This is a genomic window from Phyllobacterium chamaecytisi (assembly GCF_020164455.1).
GTDB classification, from domain to species: Bacteria; Pseudomonadota; Alphaproteobacteria; order Rhizobiales; family Rhizobiaceae; genus Phyllobacterium; species Phyllobacterium chamaecytisi.
The window spans coordinates 217693-239813 of sequence record NZ_JAIQWW010000007.1; the positions used below are offsets into that span (position 1 = coordinate 217693).

Consider the following 22121-nt stretch of genomic DNA (forward strand, 5'->3'; position numbering starts at 1 on the left):
ATCAGGTGCTACCTAACATCGAATGCATTTTCGAATTTGCCAATGTTGCGGAACGCCGTGCCTCTGGCCGCCGGCGTGTCAGCGCGAGCAAAAGCCCTGTCGAAATTGCTACCGCGATCAGTGATGAACCACCGTAGGAGATGAATGGCAGCGTCATGCCCTTCGCGGGCATCAGGTGCAGGTTGACCGACATGTTGATGATCGACTGGAACCCAAACAGGATCACCAGACCCGACACGGCAAGGCGGGTGAAATCATCGCGTTCTTTCAGGGCGATCGACAGGCCACGGATAACGATGAATCCGAAGATCAGCACTATCAACAGGCAGAGGGCGATACCGTATTCTTCTGCCGTCACGGAGAATATGAAGTCGGTGTGGCTGTCAGGAATGATGCGCTTGATGGTGCCCTCGCCTGGACCCTGGCCAAACCAGCCACCGCGAACGATCGCCTCACGCCCCGCATCGACCTGGAAAGTATCGCCTTCGCCAGTCAGAAACCGGTCGATACGGCCGGCAACGTGCGGAAAGACCGTATAGGCACCGAAGAACCCGCCAACTGCCAGGACACCCAGGAGAATAATCCAGAACCATGGAACACCGGCCATGAAGAACATCGCGCCCCAGGTAACGGCTGTCAGGATGGTTTGGCCAAGATCGGGTTGTGCAACCAGCAATGCCGCAACCACCGCAAATAGCACCATGGCGAAGAAGTTGCCGGGAATGTCCTTGCGGCGCTCGTTTTCGGCAAACAGCCACGCGCAGATGATGACGAAGGCGGGCTTCATGAATTCGGAGGGCTGAATGGATATGCCGGCAAGCGAGACCCAACGCCGGGCGCCCTTGACCTCAATACCGAAGAATAGGGCACCAACCATCGCGACGAGGGAAATACCGAGCATGATCATGGCAAAGCGCCGGATTGTTTTTGGCGCCATGAAGGAGACTGCGAACATCACCATGACCGCCGGCACCATGAACAGCGCCTGCCGCTTGACGAAGTGAAAGCTGTCGAGGCCGATACGCTCGGCTACTGCGGGGCTGGCCGCGAACGATAGCAAAATACCAAGCCCCATAAGCGCCAGGCAGGCGGCCAGAAGAAACCGATCGATTGTCCACCACCAATCGGCAACAGGACCACGGTCAACACGACTAACCATTAGCTTCTAGCTCCCATGATTGGTGCTGCGCCCTCAAGCGCAAGGACGGCCGAGCGGAATGCGTCGCCGCGTTTTTCAAAATTCTGAAATTGGTCGAAACTGGCACAGGCCGGCGACAGCAGCACCACGGATTCGCTCGAACCGTCCGTGGCTGCATCGCGCGCGGCATGATCCACAGCAGCACTGATTGTGCCGGATATTTCGAATGGTGCAGCGTCGCCCAGCGTTGCCGCAAATTGCGGCGCCGCCTCACCGATCAGATAGGCCTTGGCAATGCGCGGGAAAAAACCGGATAGCGAAGCGATACCGCCTTCCTTGGGCAAGCCTCCAGCGATCCAGTAAATACGCGGAAACGATGACAAAGCGGGCGCAGCAGCTTCCGCGTTTGTTGCCTTGGAATCGTTGACGAACAAGGTTCTCCCGAGCCGTGCGACTTGTTCCATGCGGTGTGCGAGACCTGGAAACGTTTTCAGCCCCGCATTGATTTCTTCAGTCGAGAGGCCGACTGCACTGCAGGCGGCGAAGGCGGCGAGCGCATTTTGCGCATTGTGTTCGCCGCGCAGCGAGCCGATGCCCGCGAGCGATGCAACAACTGTTTCGTCGCCCTTTCTGGCAAAGATCAGTTCGGGACCGTTGGCGAAATACCCATCACGAACGGCTAAGCGTTTTGAAATGCGAATGACGGGTTTACCTGTCCGCTCCAGCCGGTCGGCGATTGCCGCTGAAAAGCTGTCATCGACGCCGACGATTGCGATGTCGCTACCGGCAACCAGACGTTCCTTGATGTCAGCATAATGCTGCATCGTACCGTGGCGATCGAGGTGGTCCGGCGTCAGATTGAGCAGGATACCTGCGGTCGGATTGAGCGAAGGCGCGAGATCGATCTGGTAGGAAGAGCATTCGACGACATAAAAACGTTCGTCCGCCGGCGGCTCCAAGGTCATGACTGCCGTGCCGATATTGCCGCCAAGCTGCATGTCGCGACCGGAACTCTTGATGAGATGAGCGATCAGCGCAGTTGTGGTCGACTTGCCGTTGGTACCGGTAATAGCAATGAAGGGGCTCTGCTTGTGAGCCAGGTTGCGCTCGCGCACGAAAAGCTCGATATCACCGATGATCTCGACGGCTGCCACCCTTGCGAGATCCACCGTCCAGTGTGGCCGCGGGTGAGTGAGTGGCACGCCGGGTGACAACACGAATGAGGAGAACTGCTTCCAATCGACCTGACGAAGATCGGCTGTCTCGATTCCTGCGCTTTGCGCGCGTGCCACACTCTCGGGATTATCGTCCCAGGCAACAACCTTGGCTCCGCCCGCGACGATCGCCTGCGCCGTCGCAATGCCCGAACCGCCGAGCCCGAAGAGCGCGACGATCTTGTCCTTCATGGAATGGGCAGCGATCATGCAAGAACCTATCTCAGCTTAAGTGTTGAGAGGCCGATCAGTGCGAGGATCACGGCAATGATCCAGAAGCGGATCACGACCTGGCTCTCGGTCCAGCCCTTCTTTTCGAAATGGTGGTGAATTGGCGCCATCAGGAAGACGCGCTTGCCCGTCATCTTGAACGATGCCACCTGGATGATCACCGACATTGCCTCCATGACGAACACGCCGCCGATGATGGCGAGGACGATCTCATGTTTTGTAGCGACGGCAACTGCACCGATGAGGCCGCCAAGCGCAAGCGAGCCAGTATCGCCCATGAAAATGGCGGCGGGAGGCGCATTGAACCAAAGAAACCCTAACCCAGCGCCGATGACCGACCCGAGCACAACGGCCAGTTCACCCGTGCCTGGCGTAAAGTGAATCTGCAGATAATCGGCAAAAATCGCGTTGCCTGCGAGATAGGCGATGACGCCGAACGAAGCCGCCGCGATCATCACCGGCACTGTTGCTAAGCCATCCAGACCGTCGGTAAAATTCACCGCATTGCCTGCGCCTACCATGACGAAGGCAGCAAATGGAATGAAGAATATGCCAAGATTGAGGATGAGTTCCTTGGCAAACGGGAATGTCAGCGAGGACGAAAACGGCTCCTGCCCCGCCCGCATGATGGCAAGGCCGGCTATGGCAGCAACAAGGAATTCGATGCCGAGGCGTGCACGCGCAGAAAAGCCCTTGAACGACTGTTTGCTGACCTTGAGATAGTCATCGTAAAAGCCGATCGCTCCAAAGAACAATGCGACCAGAAGAACAATCCAGACATAGACGTTCGACCAATTTGCCCAAAGCAAAGAAGAAAGGACGATGCCGGTCATAATCATGAGGCCGCCCATCGTCGGCGTTCCGGCCTTTTTGAAATGGGTTTGCGGACCATCGGCGCGGATCGGCTGGCCACGTCCCTGCCGAATGCGCAGCGAGTCGATAATGCGCGGGCCAAACAGGAAAACAATCAGCGCTGATGTGATCAGCGCTCCGCCGGTTCTGAACGTGATATAGCGGAACACGTTTAGAAACTGGATATGTTCCGCCAGCCCGGCGAGATAGTACAACATACGTTAATTCCCCATACACGCAGGCTATTCGGCAGGACCGAGCGGCTCTACGGTGTTGTATTTTTGCAGGAGCGTTTTCACGATCTGCGCGAAGCCGGTCCCCTTGGATGACTTGACCATGATCACGTCACCGGCTCTGATGGTGTTCAGCAATTGCGGTTGCAATTCGTCTACGGTCTGCCTGTATTCGGCATGAAATTCAACCGGCATGGCCGATTTCAGCGCAGCCATCTCCGGTCCGCCGAGAAAAACCATATTGATTGGATTGGCCAGGATCACCGAAGACAACTCGGCGTGAAGCTTCGGTGCCTGCTTGCCCAATTCCAGCATGTCGCCAAGAACCGCGATGCGGCGGCCCTTACCATGAGGCGTTGCGGCCGCCAAAAGCTCGATTGCCGCGCGCATCGATGCGGGATTGGCGTTATAGCTCTCATCAATCAATGTGAACGTTCCGTTGGCGATCTCAAGGAGATGACGTGCGCCGCGTCCGCTCTCCGGTCGCAAGGACGCGAGCGCCAGCGTTACCTTGGTCATATCCGCCCCCGTCAGGTGCGCGGCGCCAAGGACTGCAAGTACGTTCTGGACCATATGCCTGCCAGGAGCACCGATTTTGACGACCGCTTCCTCGCCCGCAAGACGCGCCGTCAAACAGGAACATTCGTCGTGGAGTTTAAGCTTCATCAGGCGGTAGTCGGCACGCGCATTCTCGCCAAAGCTCTTGATGTGCTCGATACCTGTATCATGCGCGAGCTTTTCCAAAAGTTTGAAGTGCTTGTCATCGCGGTTGAGCAACGCATAGCCACCCGGGACAACTCCTTCGAAAATCTCGGCCTTGGCGATAGCGATTTCCTGTAAATTTTTGAAGTGCCCGAGATGTGCAGCAGCGATCAAAGTAATCAACGCGACATGCGGGCGAACCATTTTGACGAGCGGGCGTATTTCATCGGCATGGTTCATGCCGATTTCAAAGATACCATAATCACTGTCCGCCGGCATACGCGCGAGCGTGAGCGGTACGCCCCAGTGATTGTTGAAGGATGCTACGGAAGCATGCACTTTTCCGGCTTGTGCAAGAACATGCCGCAGTGCCTCTTTGGTGGTTGTCTTGCCGACCGATCCTGTGACGGCAACGATCTGCGCATGCGAGCGTTCCCGCGATGCAATGCTCAGCCGGGTCAACGCCGCCAGCACATCGTCAACGACGATCATCGGCGCTTTCAGTTTGCCGAGCGCCGGCAGTTTTGCTTCGGCGACCACGAGGAGTGCAGCGCCAGCCGCAACAGCGGCCGTTGCGTAGTCATGGCCATCGAGAGCATCACCCTTGATGGCAAAGAACGCTTCACCAGATTGCAAGGTGCGCGTATCGATGGAAATTCCGGTGATCCCTTCAGGCAATTTGCCGACGGGCCTTCCATTCATCGCTTCGACCATCGCATCGGAAGTCCAGAGCAGGCTCATGCGCCCTTCTCCCGCGCCAGCCGGTCTTTAAGCGCCTGGGCAACTTCGACGTGGTCGGAAAACGGGAGCACAACATCGCCGATGGTCTGGCCTTCTTCGTGCCCCTTGCCCGCAACGATCAGCGTGTCGCCAGTCTTCATCATGGCGACGGCTTCCTGGATCGCCTCGCGGCGGTCTGCGATTTCGCGGGCACCGGGAGCCGCGGCGAGAATTTCGGAACGGATGGTGGCAGGAACTTCGGAACGTGGGTTGTCATCGGTCACGATGACCACATCCGCAAGGCGCGTTGCGATTTCGCCCATCATCGGGCGCTTGCCCTTGTCCCGATCACCGCCGCATCCGAAAACCACGATAACACGGCCCGTCGTGAACGGCCGAACTGACGTCAGCACATTTTCGAGCGCGTCGGGCTTATGGGCATAATCGACATAGGCAGGAGCGCCATCTTCGGTCGCACCAACAAGATCGAGCCGCCCCGGCGCACCCTTCAACCGCTCAAGCCCGCGCATGGCAGCTGCGGCAGGGACACCAGTGGCAATCGCGAGGCCTGCTGCGACCAGACCATTGGCCACCTGGAAATCACCAGCGAGCAGTAGCGTAATCTCAAAGATCTCACCGGCGATGTGCACTTCAACGTGCTGGCGGAACCGCTCGTGCTCGACCCGCTTCAAGGTGATGAAATCGCCCTTACGGCCAACGGTCAAAACCGTACAACCAGCCTTCTCTGCCGCGGCGATAGTGGGTTTGGAGAACGGATCGTCTGCGAAGATGATTGCCGGTGCGCCCTTGGGCAGAAGCTCTGTGAATAGCCGCAGCTTCGCTGCATGATACTCCTCGACGGTCGCATGATAATCCATGTGATCGTGGCCGAGATTGGTAAAAGCTCCTGCCAAAAGCCGGACGCCGTCGAGCCGGCGCTGGTCGAGACCATGAGAGGAGGCCTCCATCGCCGCGTGGGTTACGCCCTCTTCCACCAATTCGCGCAGTAATTTATGCAGTTCGACCGGATCTGGTGTCGTCAGCGAACCATAATCATCGCGCTTCGGTGAGACGACGCCAGTGGTTCCGATGCTTGCCGAAGCAAAGCCCGCCTGCGCCCATATCTGACGCGTGAATGACGCGACGGAGGTTTTGCCACTGGTGCCGGTAATGGCAACCATGACGTCCGGCTGGAGTTTGTAAAAGCTGGAGGCAGCCAGTGCCAATGTCCTGCGTGGATCATCGACATAAATGATGGGTACGGAGACATTGCCAAGCTTTGCTCCGCGCGACGTCACGATCACGACGGCACCGCGCGCCACCGCATCGGCAGCATAGGCAACGCCATCGGCCTTCGAGCCCTTCAATGCAGCAAACAGAAATCCACGCTCGACCTGACGGGAGTCCGACGTCAGGCCACGAATTGTCTTCTCTCCGAGTTCAGAGATAGCCAAGGCTGGTATGCCGTTCAGATCTTTCAGTTTCATGGCCGGACTGGACCCATCTTCACTTTAAAAACCATCGAAAACGCGACGATATGATTCGCGTTTTACCGTTATTGATCAAAATTAACCATCAATGGAGCGGATTCTTGTTCTTCGCGGAAATCAGGCTGAACCCCGAGGAATGATGCCGATCTGCGAATGATATCTGCAACCATTGGTGCTGCGTTAAAACCTGCCGTAGCGCCGACCTTGCCAATCTCCGCCTTGGGTTCGTCGATAATTGTCAGAACCACATATTCCGGCTTGTCGATCGGAAAGGCTGCTACAAAGGCGTTGAAGCGTACGTCGCTAGAGTAGCGGCCATTGATCACTTTTTCCGCAGTACCAGTCTTGCCACCAACGCGATACCCGGGAACCGATGCCCGGTTACCGGAACCACCAGAGCCTTTCTCAGCGTTCAGGCGATAAAGATAGCGCATATCCTCGCTGGTCTTTTCGCTCACTACCTGTTTTGCGACCTTGTTTGCATCTTCGATCGTGCGGGGCAGGAAAGTAGGTTCAATGAGCTTGCCGCCATTCATCAAGGCGGCTGCACCAACCGCCGTCTGCAATGGTGTCGTTGCCATGCCGTGACCGAAGGCGATCGTAATGGAGTGCACCTTCTTCCAGACCTTCGGCTCCATTGGCCGGGCGACTTCGGGTAATTCCGTCTGCATTCGATCAAGCAGTCCCATGCGATGCAGGAAGGCACGGTGTCCTTCAATGCCAACAACGTCCGCTTCCTTGGCCGAACCGATGTTAGAGGAGTAGATGAACACTTCCGGCATAGTCAGGATGCGATTTTTCCCATGGAAATCGCGGATCGTCTGTCGACCAATGGTAATAGGGCGTCTCGCATCGAAGGTACTCTGCAAATTGACCTTGCCGGAATCGAGCGCCATCGCAGTCGTAAAACTCTTGATGGTGGAACCCATTTCGTATGTACCGGCGGACATGCGATTGAGGTGGTCTTTATCCAGCGCATTGAACGGATTGTTCGGATCGAAATCCGGCGCCGAAGCCATCGCAAGCACTTCGCCGGTATGCACATTGATCACCACTGCGCCGGCCGCAATCGCCCGGTATTTTTGCATCGCATTGACGACCACATCGCGCACGACATGTTGGACACGCAGATCGATCGACAATTTCACCGGCTCAAGCGAGCGACTGTCGGCAAGACCGACATCGCGCAGGTCGGACAGACCCTGTTCGTCGATGTATTTCTCCATGCCGGCAATACCCTGATTGTCGATATTGACGAGACCAAGGATATGCGAAGCGGTGGGACCGCCCGGATAGAAACGGGATTTCTCCGTGCGGAAGCCAATGCCCGGAATTCCCAGCGCCATGATCTGGCTTTTCTGCTGCGGTGTCAGCCCGCGCTTGAGCCAGGCAAAACCCGTCCCGCTCTTGAGGCGGCTATAGGTCTGTTCGAAGTTGAGATCCGGCAGAACCGTCGAAAGCAATTCGATGGCTTCATCGGGATCGACGATCTTGCGCGGCTCGGCATAAAGCGAGGCGGTCTTGATATCGGTGGCCAAGACTTCACCATTGCGATCGAGAATATCAGGACGCGATGCAAGCACCGCCCCGGTCGGGCCATTATAGCCCGTCGTGTCTTCCTGCATCCCGTAATAGACCAAGCGTCCGCCGATAATCCCGTATATGCCGACGAAACAAGCTATTGCCATGACAACGCGATTGCGGGCGCGATTGCCCGATTTTTTCTTTTTGGCGTCCAGCGCGAAAACAGGCGCAATGCCCGTCACCAATTCAGCTTTCTTCCGCTTGATCCAGATCGCAGCCATCAATAGAGCCCCGCTGCCTTTGGCGCTGCAATCGGAACAATTCGCTTGGGCGGCTTGGGCGCCGCCTTCGGTTTGTTGATGCTGCCGGTCATGGTTGTGTCTGGTTTGATTTTCTCACCGGCATCTGCCTCGGTGATAATGTTCGCAACGTCATCCAAATCTTGCGAGACAGGTTTGGGCTGCGGCAATTCATCGATGTTGATGATCTGTTGCGCTTCCACCTGCTGCAGATCGAGTTGACCTTGAAACGTCTCAACCAGCTTTTGCAGACGGTTCGGCTGGGTCAGCAGGCTCCAATCAGCCTTGAGCAGATCGATCGTATCCCGTTCATCCGTAATCATGCGCTGGAGCCGGGTAACTTGCGTCATCTGGTTTTCAGCATCGTGCTTGATCTTGTAGGTCACGGCGGCCGCCAGGATCATCAGCCCGATCAATATGATGTCGAAGGTACGCAGCACGGATTAGCCCCCCATTCTTTTATCAAAGAGAGATTGGGTTTCATGGAACACTGGAAGATTCGGCAAGCCATAGATCGAATGATCCTCGGCCAGCGGCGGATTGTCTGTGCGGATACCGGCGCGCAATTTCGCCGAGCGGGCTCGCGGATTGCGAAGAGCCTCTGCCTCGCTCGGTGCTACGATGCCCTTGCCGACCGGGGTGAAGCTTGCCAGGCGCTGTTCGAGTTGCGGCAGATGACGCGAGCCGCCGCCAGTCCCTGAGCGATCGGAAAAGAAGCGCTTGACGATACGGTCTTCGAGCGAATGGAACGTGACGACGACAAGCCGCCCGCCCGGCTTCAGCACACGTTCAGCGGCATGCAACGCCCGTACGAGTTCGCCCAATTCATCGTTGACGAAAATGCGCAGGGCCTGGAACACCCGCGTCGCCGGATGGATCGGCACTTTCGGGTTTCTGCCGACAAGTGCCTCTATGGCATTGGCAAGGTCGCGCGTGCGGGTGAACGGTTCGGTCGCCCGGCGCTTGTCGATCATACGGGCGATGCGCCCGGCATGGCGCTCCTCCCCGAGAAAATTGAAGATACGCGCCAGATCACCGATTTTCAGGCGATTGACGACGTCGGCAGCACTCGGACCGGTACTCGACATACGCATGTCGAGCGGGCCATCTTTCTGGAACGAAAAGCCCCGCTCGGCCTCATCGATCTGCATGGACGAAACACCGATATCGAGAACAACGCCATCGGGTGCACCGAGTAACGCGACCTGATCCAGCGTCGAAAAAGCACCCTGCACCAGGGTCAATCGTCCGGCATATTCCTTTTCCATAGCACGGCCGGCCTGGATAGCCGACGGGTCACGATCGATGGCCATGACGGAAGCACCTGTCTCCAGGATGCGTTTGGTGTAGCCGCCAGCGCCAAATGTGCCATCGATGATCAGCTGCCCCTTTTCTGGATGGAGCGCCGCAACGACTTCATCGAGCAGGACCGGAATATGACGGCCATCGCCCGCATCTGGCGAACCCGCCATCAGCTTTTCCCCGCGGTCAGATTTTCCTGACGGCGCTTTTCCGCCAGTCGCTGCCGGACCTTTGCCCGATGCGCCTCGAACCGGTCCGGGTGCCACATCTGAAAATGCGTGTTGGCGCCCGCAAAGGTCACATCCGATGAAATGCCCGTATGCTCGCGCATGAAATCCGTAACCGTTATCCGCCCATCCCCGTCCAGCTTCAGGAAACCGCCATCCGCGTGAAGATAAAACGACATGTCGTCCGCCGTCTCCGCGAACGGATCCTCGCTGTCCAGATGGTTGTCGAAGCGCGTCAAGAGCTCCGGGCCGCCCGCATCGAGCGCAGGCAGATGCAGAGAACGCAGGGCGTAGAGTTCCGTGTGTCCGGCCGCCTGGATGATCGAACGAAAATGCGCCGGGACGGACACCCGCCCCTTCACATCGATCCTGTTCGTCACATGTCCGAGGAACCGGTTCAAAACGCAACACCGCCGTTTCCGCCCCCAGGGCTTCGATCATCTCTACCTCTGCCTCACCCTTCGATCGCTTCGAAGCGCGAGCCCCACCAATAGAAGTCCAAGCACCGGCAAACTGAGCCGAACGCCAGCCTTGGCATGCCAAATCGTATTTCGGGAAACACCGTGTCGACTGAACGCTACTGATGAAATCAATCGATATCATGGGGCACTATGGGCGTCAATGGGATTACAAGACACAGAGTGGGAATGAGCCGCAATTCCGGCACACTTCCGGCGATTCTGAATTTATCGCTCATTAAGCTTAATGAAGGGTTAGGACTCTTCGGGAAGTTGTAATTGACGGCACCCGGCGGGACCGCTCGAGCGCAGTGAAATCAATGTAGTGAAAATGCCAGCTGGCCTGTAAGCCGGGTTCTGTATGGCTGGATTTTCATCCAACGCGGCAGCCATTCATCTTGGACGGATGTTGCCATCCGCCTCCTGCAACCCACCCGGACGACTGACCCGGAAACTGATCGCCGGACTTTCGCCCGGCACGCCGTCCCTATTCGGTTTTGCTCCCGGTGGGGTTTGCCATGCCGCCCCTGTTACCAGTTGCGCGGTGGGCTCTTACCCCACCCTTTCACCCTTACCCCGTCATTCCTTGCGTCCAGTTCAGTATCCTTTTGTCGCAATTCCGGACGGAAAACCGCTTCACACTTTTCCTGGAATTGCTCTGAACCCGGCGCAACGAAAGACGGGGCGGTTTCCTTTCTGTGGCACTTTCCCTGGGGTCACCCCCGCCGGACGTTATCCGGCACCGTGTTTCCATGGAGCCCGGACTTTCCTCACATGCCGCCTTTCGGCGTATGACATGCGCGGCTGCCCGGCCAGCTGGCGATGCGTATAAATGCGTTTCGGAGGAAAAACGCAAATGAAAAAAGGCCGGATACTATCCGGCCTTTGAATTCAGCAGGGGTTTGACCCGCCTTACATGGCGGCCATTTGCAACTTCACCTTGCTGCAATAGTTGGCAGAAACCGGGTTCATGCGCGTGGCACCATGACCGGCGTTGTAACGAAGGATGGTGCCGCAGGTCGTGCCGTTACCAAGCTTGTGCGCGCCGGCAAGATACTTCATGCCCCACTGGATATTTGTTTCCGGGTTGTAGAGCGCCTGCCGCGAACCCGTATAGCCAAGGCCACGCGCTGTCTCGAGCTTGATCTGCATCAGTCCGATTTCGCCGGCGCTGCCGGTCATGTTCGGACGATAATTGCTTTCCACCCTGACGACCGCGTTCGCCAGCGCAAAAGGAACACCATAGGACGACGCGTAAGAGCTGATAATCGTCGCATAGTTCGACGATCCGATCGCTGAAGGGACACCGCCCGTGGTCATCGTATCGACACGGTTGATGGTCTGGTTGCGAACGACGGTTTTCACCCGCGCTTTAGCCTGAACCACCGGGCGTTTGTGGGTTGAAGCCTTTTTGCTCACCCGCTGCGGCTTGACTGCGCTTTTCTTGACCGCCGTCTTTTCAACACTGCGCTTGACTTGGGTCTTTGCCTGCACTGGCTTCGTAGACTTGTTAGCGGCTTTCTGTTTTTCCGCTTCGGCTCGTTTTGCCTTCATGTAGTCGGCGAGGTTTGTCGGCTCCTTTGGAGCGCTGAATGCTGAATTTGTGCCGAAGAAGGCCATCGCCCCAAGGAGGGCGAAAATCATACCAAATTTTTTTGTCATCTTTTTCCGTCTAGAAGCTTGGGCCGCACGAACGTGCACGCCGGGACCGTTCCGTGCCAAAAAACACAAGGGCGATGCCCGGAACATTGGCCAAGGATTTGACGGCGCAATGCAGCCGAATATTGATCGGCCAAATAACTTTGTGTAACCCATTGAAATATATATGCTGCAGCGCACAAAGCCTATCGGGAAAAGACTTTTTCGTTCAACAACTTATGACGAGACCACTGGCAGTGCAGAAAGTAGCTTGTGCAGGGTTTCGATGGTTGATACGTCCGCTACTCCATCGACTTTTTCAGGGCGAAAGTGACGCTGGAAGGCCAAAATGCCCAATTGTGTCGACGAACCGAACACACCATCGATAGGAACGCCATAGCCATAAAGAGCCAGCATTGACTGCAGGGCCTCGACAGGTTGGCCCTCATCGCCAAGCGAAAAGAACCTTCCGCCGCGTACCGGCGAAGGGCCGACCCAATGGCCAATGCCCGCATCGTAAAGTGCTGGCCAGGGAAATTTCTCGCCGGGATCGATCTTGCGCGCCGGCGCGATATCTGAATGCGCCAAAACATTCTCCGGCCGGATACCGTGGCGCGTTACAATACCCTGGCAAAGATCGATCACCGCCTCGATTTGCGGTTCAGGGAAATCCGGAAACCCGAGCAGCGGACCGCCGTTGACGATCTCGATTCCGATGGAACAGGAATTGATATCGGTCTCGCCTTTCCAGGAACTCCGCCCCGCATGCCAGGCGCGCTCGCTTTCTGGCACCATCTGTACGATACGGCCATTCTCGTAAACGACGTAGTGAGCAGACACTTCACTTTGTGGATTTGCCAGCCAGCTTTCCGCTGCCTCGCCAGTTTCCATGCCGGTATAATGCAGGATCAAGATGGAGGGATTCTTGCCGTCCTTGCGTGGACCAAAATTCGGCGAGGCATGAACATCGGCCCGCGGTTGGTCCGGCTCAAACGTGCTCATATGCCTTAAGGTCTTTTTCGACTTTATCCCAAGCCGCATTGATCGCGGCGATGCGCTGGTTGGCAATGGCGATGAACTCTTCCGGCACTCCGCGTGCCATCAACATGTCCGGGTGGTTTTCGCGAACGAGCGCGCGATACTGCTTGCGCGCGGTTTCAAAATTGACGTTCCGTGGAAGACCGAGAACGAGATATGGATCCGCCTGACTGCGCCCGACATGCCGTGCCAATATGATGTCGAATTTCTCCTCGTCGATCGCAAATATCTCAGCGACCGTTCCGAGAAAAATCAACTCCTCGTCGTGCAAGGCACCGTCCGACTTGGCAATGTGGAACAACCCGTCAAGGATGTCTTCCAGCATCTTGCAATTAGGCTTGCCCGAGCCGCACAGCGAAGCCAACTGGGTGGCGTAGGCTTCGTAGCCCGCCACATCCTGCTTGGCGAGGTTATAAAGGCGTGTGACCTGATCCTGATATTGTGCCGGCACATGGAAAATGTCATTGAAAGCGTTGATTTCCACCTGCGTCACGACGCCGTCGGCCTTTGCCATCTTGGCCGACAATGCAATCATGGCGATGGAGAAGGCTACGCGCCGCCGCGTTTCCGGATCGCCTTCAAACGCAGTACGCACCGCCTCGATGATGCTCGAAAAGGCATCGATCGCTGTGCTGGTAATGAAATCGCTGATGCGGCGCCAAATCGACATATGTTCGTTTTATTCAAATTCGTTCGCAATTGCGAGAGAGATAGTGTGTCGAAAAACGCGTTTTGCCGGGACCGGTTGACGCAGCATTTGCGTGCGTTTGGCCAAGCGGCCAGCGCATGGCTGGCCGCTTACCCATGACTGGGATTGTTTTTACTGAACGCCGAGCGCGTCCTTGATGGCTTTTTCTGCAGAGTCCGCAGCCGCCTTGACTTGATCCGCCGTCTGACCGGCTGCCGTCGCGGCATCCTCAGCCGCCTTGCGGGCGGTGGCGACTGCAGCCTGCTTTTGCTCAGCCGTCATTGTCGCGGCCTGTTCCTTGATCTTTTTCAAGGTCTCTTCCGCGTTCATCGGCGCCGCCGGCGCTTCCGTAGCCGCGGGCGCTGGGGCCGGAGCTGGTGCTGGTGCTGGTGCTGGTGCCGGTGCCGGCTGTTCGGCTTTTGCCGGCGGCTGTTCCGACTTCTGCTCACTCTCGCCGCAACCGGCCAGCGCCAGAAGCGAAACCGCCGCCAGCGAAACAACAAATTTACTCTTCATGGTTTCCTCTCCGAAATTGCTAGATGGCCCCTCGATTCCATCTTATCGAAAATAAGGCAAAGTTGGATTCTGTTTTGGCTTTCGGTTAATTCCTGTGTGGATAACCACACATACGCAGAAAATTTAATCCAAATGCTACAGCCGATTGCGCTTGCTAACCGGGCCTGTTTATTGTGGCAGGCGGCGCACAAGCTCGCCGAAATTTTTGCAAATCACCAATTTTAAGATCGGACGAATATTATGAGCGACAAATGGGACTTCTGGATCGATCGTGGCGGTACATTCACCGACGTCATTGCATGCGATCCCGAAGGCGCTATACGAGCCCACAAGTTACTTTCGGAAAACCCAGAAGCTTACCGCGATGCGGCCATCCAGGGCATTCGCGATTTGCTTGGCGTCAAAAAGGACGACCCCATCCCCTCGCAGCGTATCGGTGAGGTCAAGATGGGCACGACCGTCGCCACCAACGCGCTCCTCGAGCGAAAAGGTGACAGGACAGCGCTCGTGATAACCAAAGGGTTTCGTGACGCCTTGAAGATCGCCTATCAAGCAAGGCCGGACATCTTTGCCAAGGAAATCATTCTCCCTGAACAGCTCTATGAACGTGTGATCGAAATCGACGAGCGCGTCCGTACAGACGGAACAGTGGAAATCGTTCCTGATGCCGAACAAATCCGCGTCGCTTTGACCGATATCAGGCAGGCCGGCATCGATGCCGTCGCGATCGTCTTCATGCATGCCTGGAACTATCCGGCGCATGAACGGACAGCGGCGAAAATTGCGCGCGAAATGGGCTTCGGCCAAGTCTCCGTCAGCCATGAGGTCTCGCCGCTGGCCAAGCTCGTTGGTCGCGGCGACACAACAGTTGTCGATGCCTATCTCTCGCCGATCTTGCGCCGGTACGTCGAACACGTTGCGCGCGAGCTTGGCATAGAGGGCAAGTCCGATAGCGGCCCCCGCCTGTCTTTCATGATGTCCTCTGGCGGTTTGACCGCGGCAGATTTGTTTCAAGGCAAGGATGCGATCCTTTCCGGTCCGGCAGGCGGTGTCGTCGGCATGGTCGAGACAGCAAAGCTCGCCGGTTTCGACAAGGTGATCGGATTCGACATGGGCGGCACCTCGACAGATGTCGCGCACTACGAAGGAGACTATGAGCGCGCCTTCGACACGGAAGTCGCGGGCGTTCGCATACGCGCGCCGATGATGCGCATTCATACGGTGGCGGCGGGCGGCGGATCGATCCTGCACTATAGCGCTGGCCGGTTTCAGGCAGGTCCCGATTCCGCTGGCGCCAATCCTGGCCCGGCCTGTTACCGGCGCGGTGGCCCGCTGGCCGTAACCGATGCCAATGTCATGCTCGGCAAGTTGCAGCCTGAGTATTTTCCGGCGATTTTCGGTCCCGCGCAGAATGAGCGGCTCGACCGCGAGGTGGTAGTCCAAAAATTCACTGCCCTCACCGCAGAAATCGGCGAAGGCAAAACACCGGAAGAGGTTGCGGAAGGTTTCATCACCATCGCGGTCGAAAACATGGCCAATGCTGTGAAAAAGATTTCCGTGCAGCGCGGCTACGACGTCACCCGGTATCTGCTGAATTGTTTCGGTGGCGCAGGAGGCCAGCATGCCTGCCTCGTTGCCGACGCACTTGGCATGGAAGCCGTATTGATCCATCCCTTTTCCGGCCTGCTTTCCGCCTATGGGATCGGCTTGTCCTCCATATTCGCCTCCCGCCAGCAAGCGTTGGTGAAAATCTTGTCCCCAAACACATTGAGCGACATACGCCAGCTATCCGACCGTCTCTCCGAAACCGTCATCAAGGAAATAACCGAACAAGGCGTGCCCCGCGAACACATCGCATCACGACCAATTCTGCATCTGCGCTATGACGGCACCGATACGACAATCCCAGTCGATTTCAGTAATTTCTCGATCGATAAAGCGCGCTTTGCCTTTGAAGCTGCACACAAGGCGCAATTTGGCTTCATCTACGACGACAAGGGTATCGTCGTGGAAGCAGTCGGCGTCGAGGGCTCGGATAGTCGCGGACACAAGCAGACTGAAACCGAGCAACGCCAAGACAATTCGAAGCCCGAGGCCGGTGAAACCTGCGTGGTCTACACCGGTGGAGCCTTCCACGATGCTGTCACCTTCCCGCGCGCCAATCTTAAACCCGGACACAAGATCAGTGGCCCCGCGCTGATCATCGAGACGCATCAAACGATCGTCGTGGAACCCGGCTGGCAGGCGGAAATCACCGCGCTCAATCACGTTCTGATGCGGCGGATAGAGAAGAAGGCACGCGCCGCCGCATTGGGCACGCAAGCTGATCCGATCATGCTGGAGGTGTTCAATAATCTCTTCATGTCGATCGCCGAGCAGATGGGCGTGACGCTGCAAAACACCGCTTATTCGGTCAACATCAAGGAGCGGCTGGATTTCTCCTGCGCGGTTTTTGATCGCAATGGCGCACTGGTGGCCAATGCCCCGCATATGCCAGTCCATCTGGGATCGATGGATCGTTCCGTCGAAACGATCATCAAGTTAAATGAAGGCGATATCCATCCGGGCGATGTTTTCGCGCTCAACGCACCCTATAATGGCGGCACGCATCTTCCCGATATCACGGTAGTTACTCCGGTTTTCGATGACGCGGGCAAGAACATCCTCTTCTATTCGGCGTCTCGCGGTCATCATGCGGACATCGGTGGATCGGCGCCAGGATCGATGACGCCGCTTGCGACAACAGTGGACGAAGAAGGAGTCTTGATCGACAATTTCCGTCTCGTTGAAAGGGGCCGCTTCCGCGAAGAAGAACTGACCGAGCTTTTGACCAACCATCCATGGCCTGTGCGCAATGTTCACCAGAATATTGCCGATCTGAAAGCCCAGATCGCCGCCAATGAGAAGGGCGTGAATGAACTCAGGAAGATGATCGCTCAGTTCGGTCTCGATGTGGTCGAGGCCTATATGGGCCACGTGCAGGACAACGCAGCCGAAAGCGTCCGCGGCGTTCTCGACCAGTTGCCTGAACATTCCGAATGTTCCTATGCGACCGATACGGGCCAGACGATCAAGGTCGAGATCACTGTCGACAAGCGCGAGCGCCGGGCGACTGTCGATTTCACAGGCACGTCGCCAGTAATGAAGAACAACTTCAACGCGCCAGAACCGGTGGCGCGCGCGGCAGTTCTTTATGTCTTCCGCGTCATGGTTGAGGGCGCGATCCCGATGAACGCAGGATGTCTGCGTCCGATCGACATCATCACTCCCGATGGTTCGATGCTCAAGCCTGCCTATCCAGCAGCTGTCGTGGCCGGTAATGTCGAGACGTCGCAGCATGTTACCAATGCGCTTTTCGGGGCGCTTGGTGCCATGGCAAATTCGCAAGGAACGATGAACAATCTGACCTTTGGCAATGATGAGTACCAGTACTACGAGACAATCTGTTCAGGGTCTCCCGCCGGCCATTTCAACAATGGGGCGGGCTTTGCCGGAACCTCCGGCGTTCACACCCATATGACGAATTCGCGCCTCACCGATCCGGAGATACTCGAAATGCGATTTCCCGTCCTGCTTGAGGACTTTCACATCCGGGCAAATTCCGGAGGCATCGGGAAGTTCCCGGGCGGTGGCGGTACCAAACGCACCATCCGGTTTCTAAGGCAGATGGATTGCTCGATCCTTTCATCGCATCGCAATCGTCCCCCAGAGGGCCTCGATGGCGGCGGCGACGGCGAGGTTGGCAAAACCGAAGTGCGCCGCAACGATGGAACTATTGAAACATTGAAGGCGTGCGATCAGACTGTGCTCGAGGCAGGTGAAGCCGTCATCGTCACAACGCCAACGCCCGGCGGTTACAGCAAGATCGGAGCCTGACAATGGTGCCCGGCGCCCCTCCCTCCATAAGGATTTTGGACGGCGCCGATGCCGAAGCCTTTCACGCGCTGCGCCTGCATGGCTTGCGCAGCGCGCCAGAGGCTTTCGGTTCGAGCTACGAAGAGGAACGCGAACTCGGTATCGAGGAGGTCCGCCGGCGCCTCGATGACCGGCCCAATGCCGCCTTTGGTGCATTCGCCGATGATATCCTTGTCGGCGTTGCCGGGTTCGCCATGAACACCAAAATCAAGCAGAGGCACAAGGGGCTGCTATGGGGCGTCTTCGTCGACAAGGAATGGCGCGGACATAACCTCGGAAAGCAATTGACGGAGACAGTCATCGATTATGCCCGGGGTCATGTGGATACGCTGCACGCAACCGTAATGGCCACAAACATATCGGCACGCGCGCTTTATCTGGGGCTTGGCTTCACCGTGTTCGGCTTTGAAAAAGATGCCTTGCGCGTCAACGATCAATCCTATGACGATGAACTATTGCGGCTAGACCTGAGATAACCGTCGCCTTAACTGCCGTGAACATTCAGCTCGGGAAAGAATTTATCCTGACCCGCCCGGTTCCCGAACATCATGTCATATTGCAGCAGCCGGAAATTATTGATCAGCGGGTCGGTGCCTGGCTTTTCCATCCAGTCAGGATTTGACATGTCGTCTGTAGACAATAGCAGATGGCGGTCTATGATCTTGTAACGGTCGCGGATCGCGCCAAGAAAGCCTGTGTAATATGGATGGCTTAACCCAGCAAGCTCAAGCAGATGCAGAGGCAGGAAAGCCGGACTGACAGTACCGATGCCATGATCCGTTCCCGTTCGATTGGACCAGACGACCAAAGGCGTTTCATGCTGCTTGAGCATCTCGTCGAGCGGCGCGCGCCTGTCTGCAACGCGGCCTTTCATGTATCCCGTGGAGATGTAGGCGTCGCCTAGGGGTGGCAGATGATCGCCGAAAAAGACGAGGATCGTCTGGCGTTTGCGCTTTGACGCCCAGTCCATCAGTCTCTTCAAACCACGGTCAGCATCGGCGACACCTTCAGAATAACTGCGGATGGCTTCGCGCTCGGCAACACCTGTTTCTGTCGCCACGTCAATAGATGGGTCCTTGTAACGATACGGTTCATAAGGGCCATGACCCTGCAAGGTCACGGTGAAGAAGAAGAACGGGCCTTTGGTCTCGTCCGCTTCCCGAATGACTTCCTCCATTAGGGCCGCATCCGACACCAGCGGCCCCCGCGACGCGAGTTTCGGCAGATTCTCCTCCGATCGGAAGGTGTCGAAGCCGAATGCCTGATAGACATTCCGGCGGTTCCAGAACCACTCGTGATAGGGATGGATTGCCCTCGTCGCGTAGCCCTTGCTTTTCAGAAAGGTGGCAAGCGAAGGCAGGGGATGGCGGACATATTGCTGATAGGGGATGCTGCCATAGGGCAAAAATGCGTTGGAAAAGCCTGTCAACGCCTCAAATTCCACATTGGCTGTCATCCCGCCGAACTCTGGCGAGAACACCGAGCCAGATTGCCTCGCGCGCACCGTTGGGAGCGGATCACGATTGAAATTCACGCCGCGTAACCGTGTCGGATCCCAGAAGGACTCGCTCATCACCATGATGATATCGGGCTTTTCGCGTGACTCCATCGCTGTTGCAGGGACCGATATCGCGGTGATCGCTTCGAAGGAATAGCCTTGAGGAACGGTTAGGTCGGCCATAGGCAAATTGAGCGCGAAGGCCATCGTAAACCCGTTATGGGCATAGTTCTCCTTCTGATCCCACATGATTGGTTGTACGCGCAGGCGGTCCCTCGCCCAGGAAAAATTGTTGTAATCCATGATCGAAACAAAGAAGACCAGGGCCGGTATCGCGACAACCAGTCGCCACAGGCGTCCCCTGCCGTTGAGCCTGAAAGCGCGCCGGCGCCAAAACCGCCAGGTCAAGACAAGCCCAGCACTTACCAAAATCGTTATTGCGACGATGCCGACGGCACTCCACGGCCGTTCCCTGACGAGCAGGGGCAGAAGGTCCACGATCTGGCGAGAATACAGAAAATCGGTGGGGTAAAGCGGGTCTCCCAGATACAGCGCCTTCTGTCTCCCAATCCACGTGAACAGCAACACGCAGGGAGCGACGACCAGCAGTCCATTGTGGGAACGTCCGAGAAGCGCATCGAACGCAATCATCACCAGTGCATAGAAGCCGACAGTCGTCCAGGCAGGCCGGTAGAGCTCCTGAAAAAACAGCACCGTTTCCGAAACTGAGCCGCGCGATACCAGTTCAATGGCAAACACCAAGACCGTTGAAAGAACGCAAACAGCGATCACATAACCCATGTGCCGTAGGTAGATTGCAAATATGGAGGGCTGAGTCGCAGCCGCATCGGCCTGCCAGGCACTCTCTGTCTCAAGTTCGACTTGCTCGATCTGCCTGACCAACGCCATCTCCACAACGCATGCGCGGGCGGTTGTTACAAAACCGTCACTAAAACGTCATATATCAGCTGGCCGTTCCAGGAAAAGTGGGAAAAACAAGGAATTAGCCGAATTCGATCACTTATGCGGCAACAGTGTCACATTGCGCGAACGAGCAAACCCAATGGGTTGCCGCCATAAGTTGAATCCGTTTGACAATTGGTTGCATTGGCACCGTCACCCGTCTGTTACATCGAAATGTTAGGCGAGCAGGAATTTCCAACAAAGGGGATTCGATTAGATGCCGTTTGCTCGACAATCCACAAATGCCCCTCTCCCGCGTGGTGAGAAGCTGAACAAGGCGGTCCGTCAGAACAGGTTTCTATCGCGGGCGGGGATGTCCGAGCGGCTTTTCGCTCATGTCTTCAAGGGATTGGTTTATCCACAAATCTGGGAAGATCCCGAAGTCGACATGGAGGCGCTGCAGATCCGCCCCGGACATCGCATCGTCACAATCGCATCGGGCGGCTGCAATGCCATGTCCTACCTGACTGCCGACCCTGCCAGCGTCGAGGCCGTAGATTTGAATACTGCCCACGTCGCTTTCAACCGCCTGAAGCTCGCGGCAGTGGCAAACCTGCCCAACTACGATGCGTTCTATCGCTTTTACGGCACGGCCGATGACAAGGCCAACCTTGCTGCTTATGAACGCTTTATTCGCCACCATCTGGACTCTACAAGCCGCGGCTATTGGGAAAAACGCATGTTGTCGGGGCGCCGGCGTATCACGATCTTCTCCCGCGATCTCTATCGCCACGGCTTGCTCGGGCTGTTCATCGGCATGGGACATCGCGTGGCAAAACTTTACGGCATCGATCCGCGCGATATTCTGAAATCCTCGACCATGGAGGAACAGCGCGCCTATTTCGACAGCGCCCTGGCCCCGCTCTTTGACAAGCGCATGATCCGCTGGGCGACGAAGCGGAAATCGTCCCTTTTTGGCCTCGGCATCCCACCGCAGCAATATGATGCTCTTGCAACGGCCGGAAACGGCAATATGGCACAGGTCCTGCGCGGCCGTCTTGAAAAGCTCGCTTGTGGCTTCCCCCTTTCGGAGAACTATTTCGCCTGGCAGGCCTTCGGTCGTGGTTATAGCGACAACGCTGAAACGGGCCCGCTGCCTCCGTATCTCTCTCGCAACAACTTTGCCACCGTGCGCGACCGCGCAGGTCGGATGAGCGTTGTGAATGCGTCCCTGACAGAATTTCTCGCGGCAAAGGCCGTCGCATCCGTCGACCGCTTCATCCTCCTCGATGCACAGGATTGGATGAACGACACCCAGCTCAACGAACTCTGGCACGAAATTACCCGCACCGCCGCACCAGGCGCTCGCGTCATATTCCGGACCGCCGCCGAGCCGACCATTCTGCCGGGTCGTATCGACGATGCTCTGCTCGAACGCTGGTCCTATCAGGATGAAGAGTCACTCGCCCTTCATGCCCGCGATCGCTCGTCAATCTACGGCGGTTTCCACCTCTACACGCTGAAGGATTAGTTCG

17 protein-coding genes and 1 other RNA gene are annotated in these 22121 nt (G+C 56.9%); 3 read left to right on the forward strand and 15 right to left on the reverse strand.

Annotated features, from left to right (window positions below; all coding sequences use genetic code 11):
* Window position 1 precedes the first annotated feature (1 nt).
* The 14 genes from ftsW to LB462_RS13445 all read right to left on the reverse strand — a co-directional run bounded on the left by ftsW (window position 2) and on the right by LB462_RS13445 (window position 14270).
* A complete protein-coding gene (gene ftsW, locus LB462_RS13380; RefSeq protein WP_224508596.1) occupies window positions 2-1159 on the reverse strand; it encodes a putative lipid II flippase FtsW in 1158 nt (385 codons plus the stop codon).
* The gene (gene murD, locus LB462_RS13385) at window positions 1159-2562 is read right to left on the reverse strand and encodes a UDP-N-acetylmuramoyl-L-alanine--D-glutamate ligase (RefSeq protein ID WP_224508598.1); all 1404 of its coding nucleotides are present in this window, start codon (window positions 2560-2562) and stop codon (window positions 1159-1161) included. Before murD ends, ftsW begins: the two co-directional genes overlap by 1 nt.
* A gap of 8 nt (window positions 2563-2570) precedes the next feature.
* A complete protein-coding gene (mraY, locus tag LB462_RS13390; protein ID WP_210000367.1) occupies window positions 2571-3653 on the reverse strand; it encodes a phospho-N-acetylmuramoyl-pentapeptide-transferase in 1083 nt (360 codons plus the stop codon).
* 24 nt (window positions 3654-3677) lie between these two features.
* Window positions 3678-5111 (reverse strand): UDP-N-acetylmuramoylalanyl-D-glutamyl-2,6-diaminopimelate--D-alanyl-D-alanine ligase, encoded by a 1434-nt coding sequence (locus LB462_RS13395; RefSeq protein WP_224508600.1) that lies wholly within the window; start codon window positions 5109-5111, stop codon window positions 3678-3680.
* Window positions 5108-6577 carry a UDP-N-acetylmuramoyl-L-alanyl-D-glutamate--2,6-diaminopimelate ligase gene (locus LB462_RS13400; protein ID WP_224508602.1) on the reverse strand — a complete coding sequence of 490 codons (1470 nt, stop codon included), beginning with the start codon at window positions 6575-6577 and terminating at the stop codon, window positions 5108-5110. The genes LB462_RS13395 and LB462_RS13400 overlap by 4 nt, the downstream gene beginning before the upstream one ends.
* 68 nt (window positions 6578-6645) lie before the next feature.
* A complete protein-coding gene (locus tag LB462_RS13405; RefSeq protein WP_224508604.1) occupies window positions 6646-8385 on the reverse strand; it encodes a peptidoglycan D,D-transpeptidase FtsI family protein in 1740 nt (579 codons plus the stop codon).
* Window positions 8385-8843 (reverse strand): cell division protein FtsL, encoded by a 459-nt coding sequence (ftsL, locus tag LB462_RS13410; RefSeq protein ID WP_224508606.1) that lies wholly within the window; start codon window positions 8841-8843, stop codon window positions 8385-8387. The genes LB462_RS13405 and ftsL overlap by 1 nt, the downstream gene beginning before the upstream one ends.
* 3 nt (window positions 8844-8846) lie before the next feature.
* Window positions 8847-9875, reverse strand: coding sequence for a 16S rRNA (cytosine(1402)-N(4))-methyltransferase RsmH (gene rsmH / locus LB462_RS13415; RefSeq protein WP_224508608.1), 1029 nt, complete (start codon window positions 9873-9875; stop codon window positions 8847-8849).
* Window positions 9875-10333 carry a division/cell wall cluster transcriptional repressor MraZ gene (mraZ, locus tag LB462_RS13420; RefSeq protein WP_224508610.1) on the reverse strand — a complete coding sequence of 153 codons (459 nt, stop codon included), beginning with the start codon at window positions 10331-10333 and terminating at the stop codon, window positions 9875-9877. The genes rsmH and mraZ overlap by 1 nt, the downstream gene beginning before the upstream one ends.
* A gap of 387 nt (window positions 10334-10720) precedes the next feature.
* Window positions 10721-11210, reverse strand: an RNA gene (gene rnpB / locus LB462_RS13425) — RNase P RNA component class A.
* A gap of 92 nt (window positions 11211-11302) precedes the next feature.
* Entirely contained in the window at window positions 11303-12052 is a 750-nt protein-coding gene (locus LB462_RS13430) for a lytic transglycosylase domain-containing protein (protein ID WP_224508612.1), read from the reverse strand.
* 213 nt (window positions 12053-12265) lie between these two features.
* Window positions 12266-13030, reverse strand: a complete 765-nt coding sequence (locus LB462_RS13435) for an N-acetylmuramoyl-L-alanine amidase (RefSeq protein ID WP_224508613.1) — start codon at window positions 13028-13030, stop codon at window positions 12266-12268.
* Entirely contained in the window at window positions 13017-13736 is a 720-nt protein-coding gene (locus LB462_RS13440) for a J domain-containing protein (RefSeq protein WP_224508615.1), read from the reverse strand. Before LB462_RS13440 ends, LB462_RS13435 begins: the two co-directional genes overlap by 14 nt.
* A 150-nt stretch (window positions 13737-13886) precedes the next feature.
* Complete coding sequence (locus tag LB462_RS13445; protein WP_224508617.1) at window positions 13887-14270, reverse strand: hypothetical protein; 384 nt, start codon at window positions 14268-14270, stop codon at window positions 13887-13889.
* Between the two features lie 240 nt (window positions 14271-14510).
* On the opposite strand from LB462_RS13445, the gene LB462_RS13450 reads away from it, so the two are divergent.
* Both LB462_RS13450 and LB462_RS13455 read left to right on the forward strand, forming a co-directional pair.
* On the forward strand, window positions 14511-18146 hold the full coding sequence (locus tag LB462_RS13450) for a hydantoinase B/oxoprolinase family protein (RefSeq protein WP_224508619.1): 3636 nt from the start codon (window positions 14511-14513) through the stop codon (window positions 18144-18146).
* A gap of 2 nt (window positions 18147-18148) precedes the next feature.
* Window positions 18149-18661: a GNAT family N-acetyltransferase gene (locus LB462_RS13455; RefSeq protein WP_224508621.1), complete on the forward strand. Its 513-nt coding sequence runs from the start codon at window positions 18149-18151 to the stop codon at window positions 18659-18661.
* Between the two features lie 8 nt (window positions 18662-18669).
* Here the strand turns inward: LB462_RS13455 and LB462_RS13460 are convergent, their stop codons facing one another.
* Window positions 18670-20484 (reverse strand): LTA synthase family protein, encoded by a 1815-nt coding sequence (locus tag LB462_RS13460; RefSeq protein WP_224508774.1) that lies wholly within the window; start codon window positions 20482-20484, stop codon window positions 18670-18672.
* Between the two features lie 379 nt (window positions 20485-20863).
* Between LB462_RS13460 and LB462_RS13465 the strand changes: the two genes are divergently transcribed.
* Window positions 20864-22117 (forward strand): BtaA family protein, encoded by a 1254-nt coding sequence (locus LB462_RS13465; RefSeq protein ID WP_224508623.1) that lies wholly within the window; start codon window positions 20864-20866, stop codon window positions 22115-22117.
* Window positions 22118-22121 lie beyond the last annotated feature (4 nt).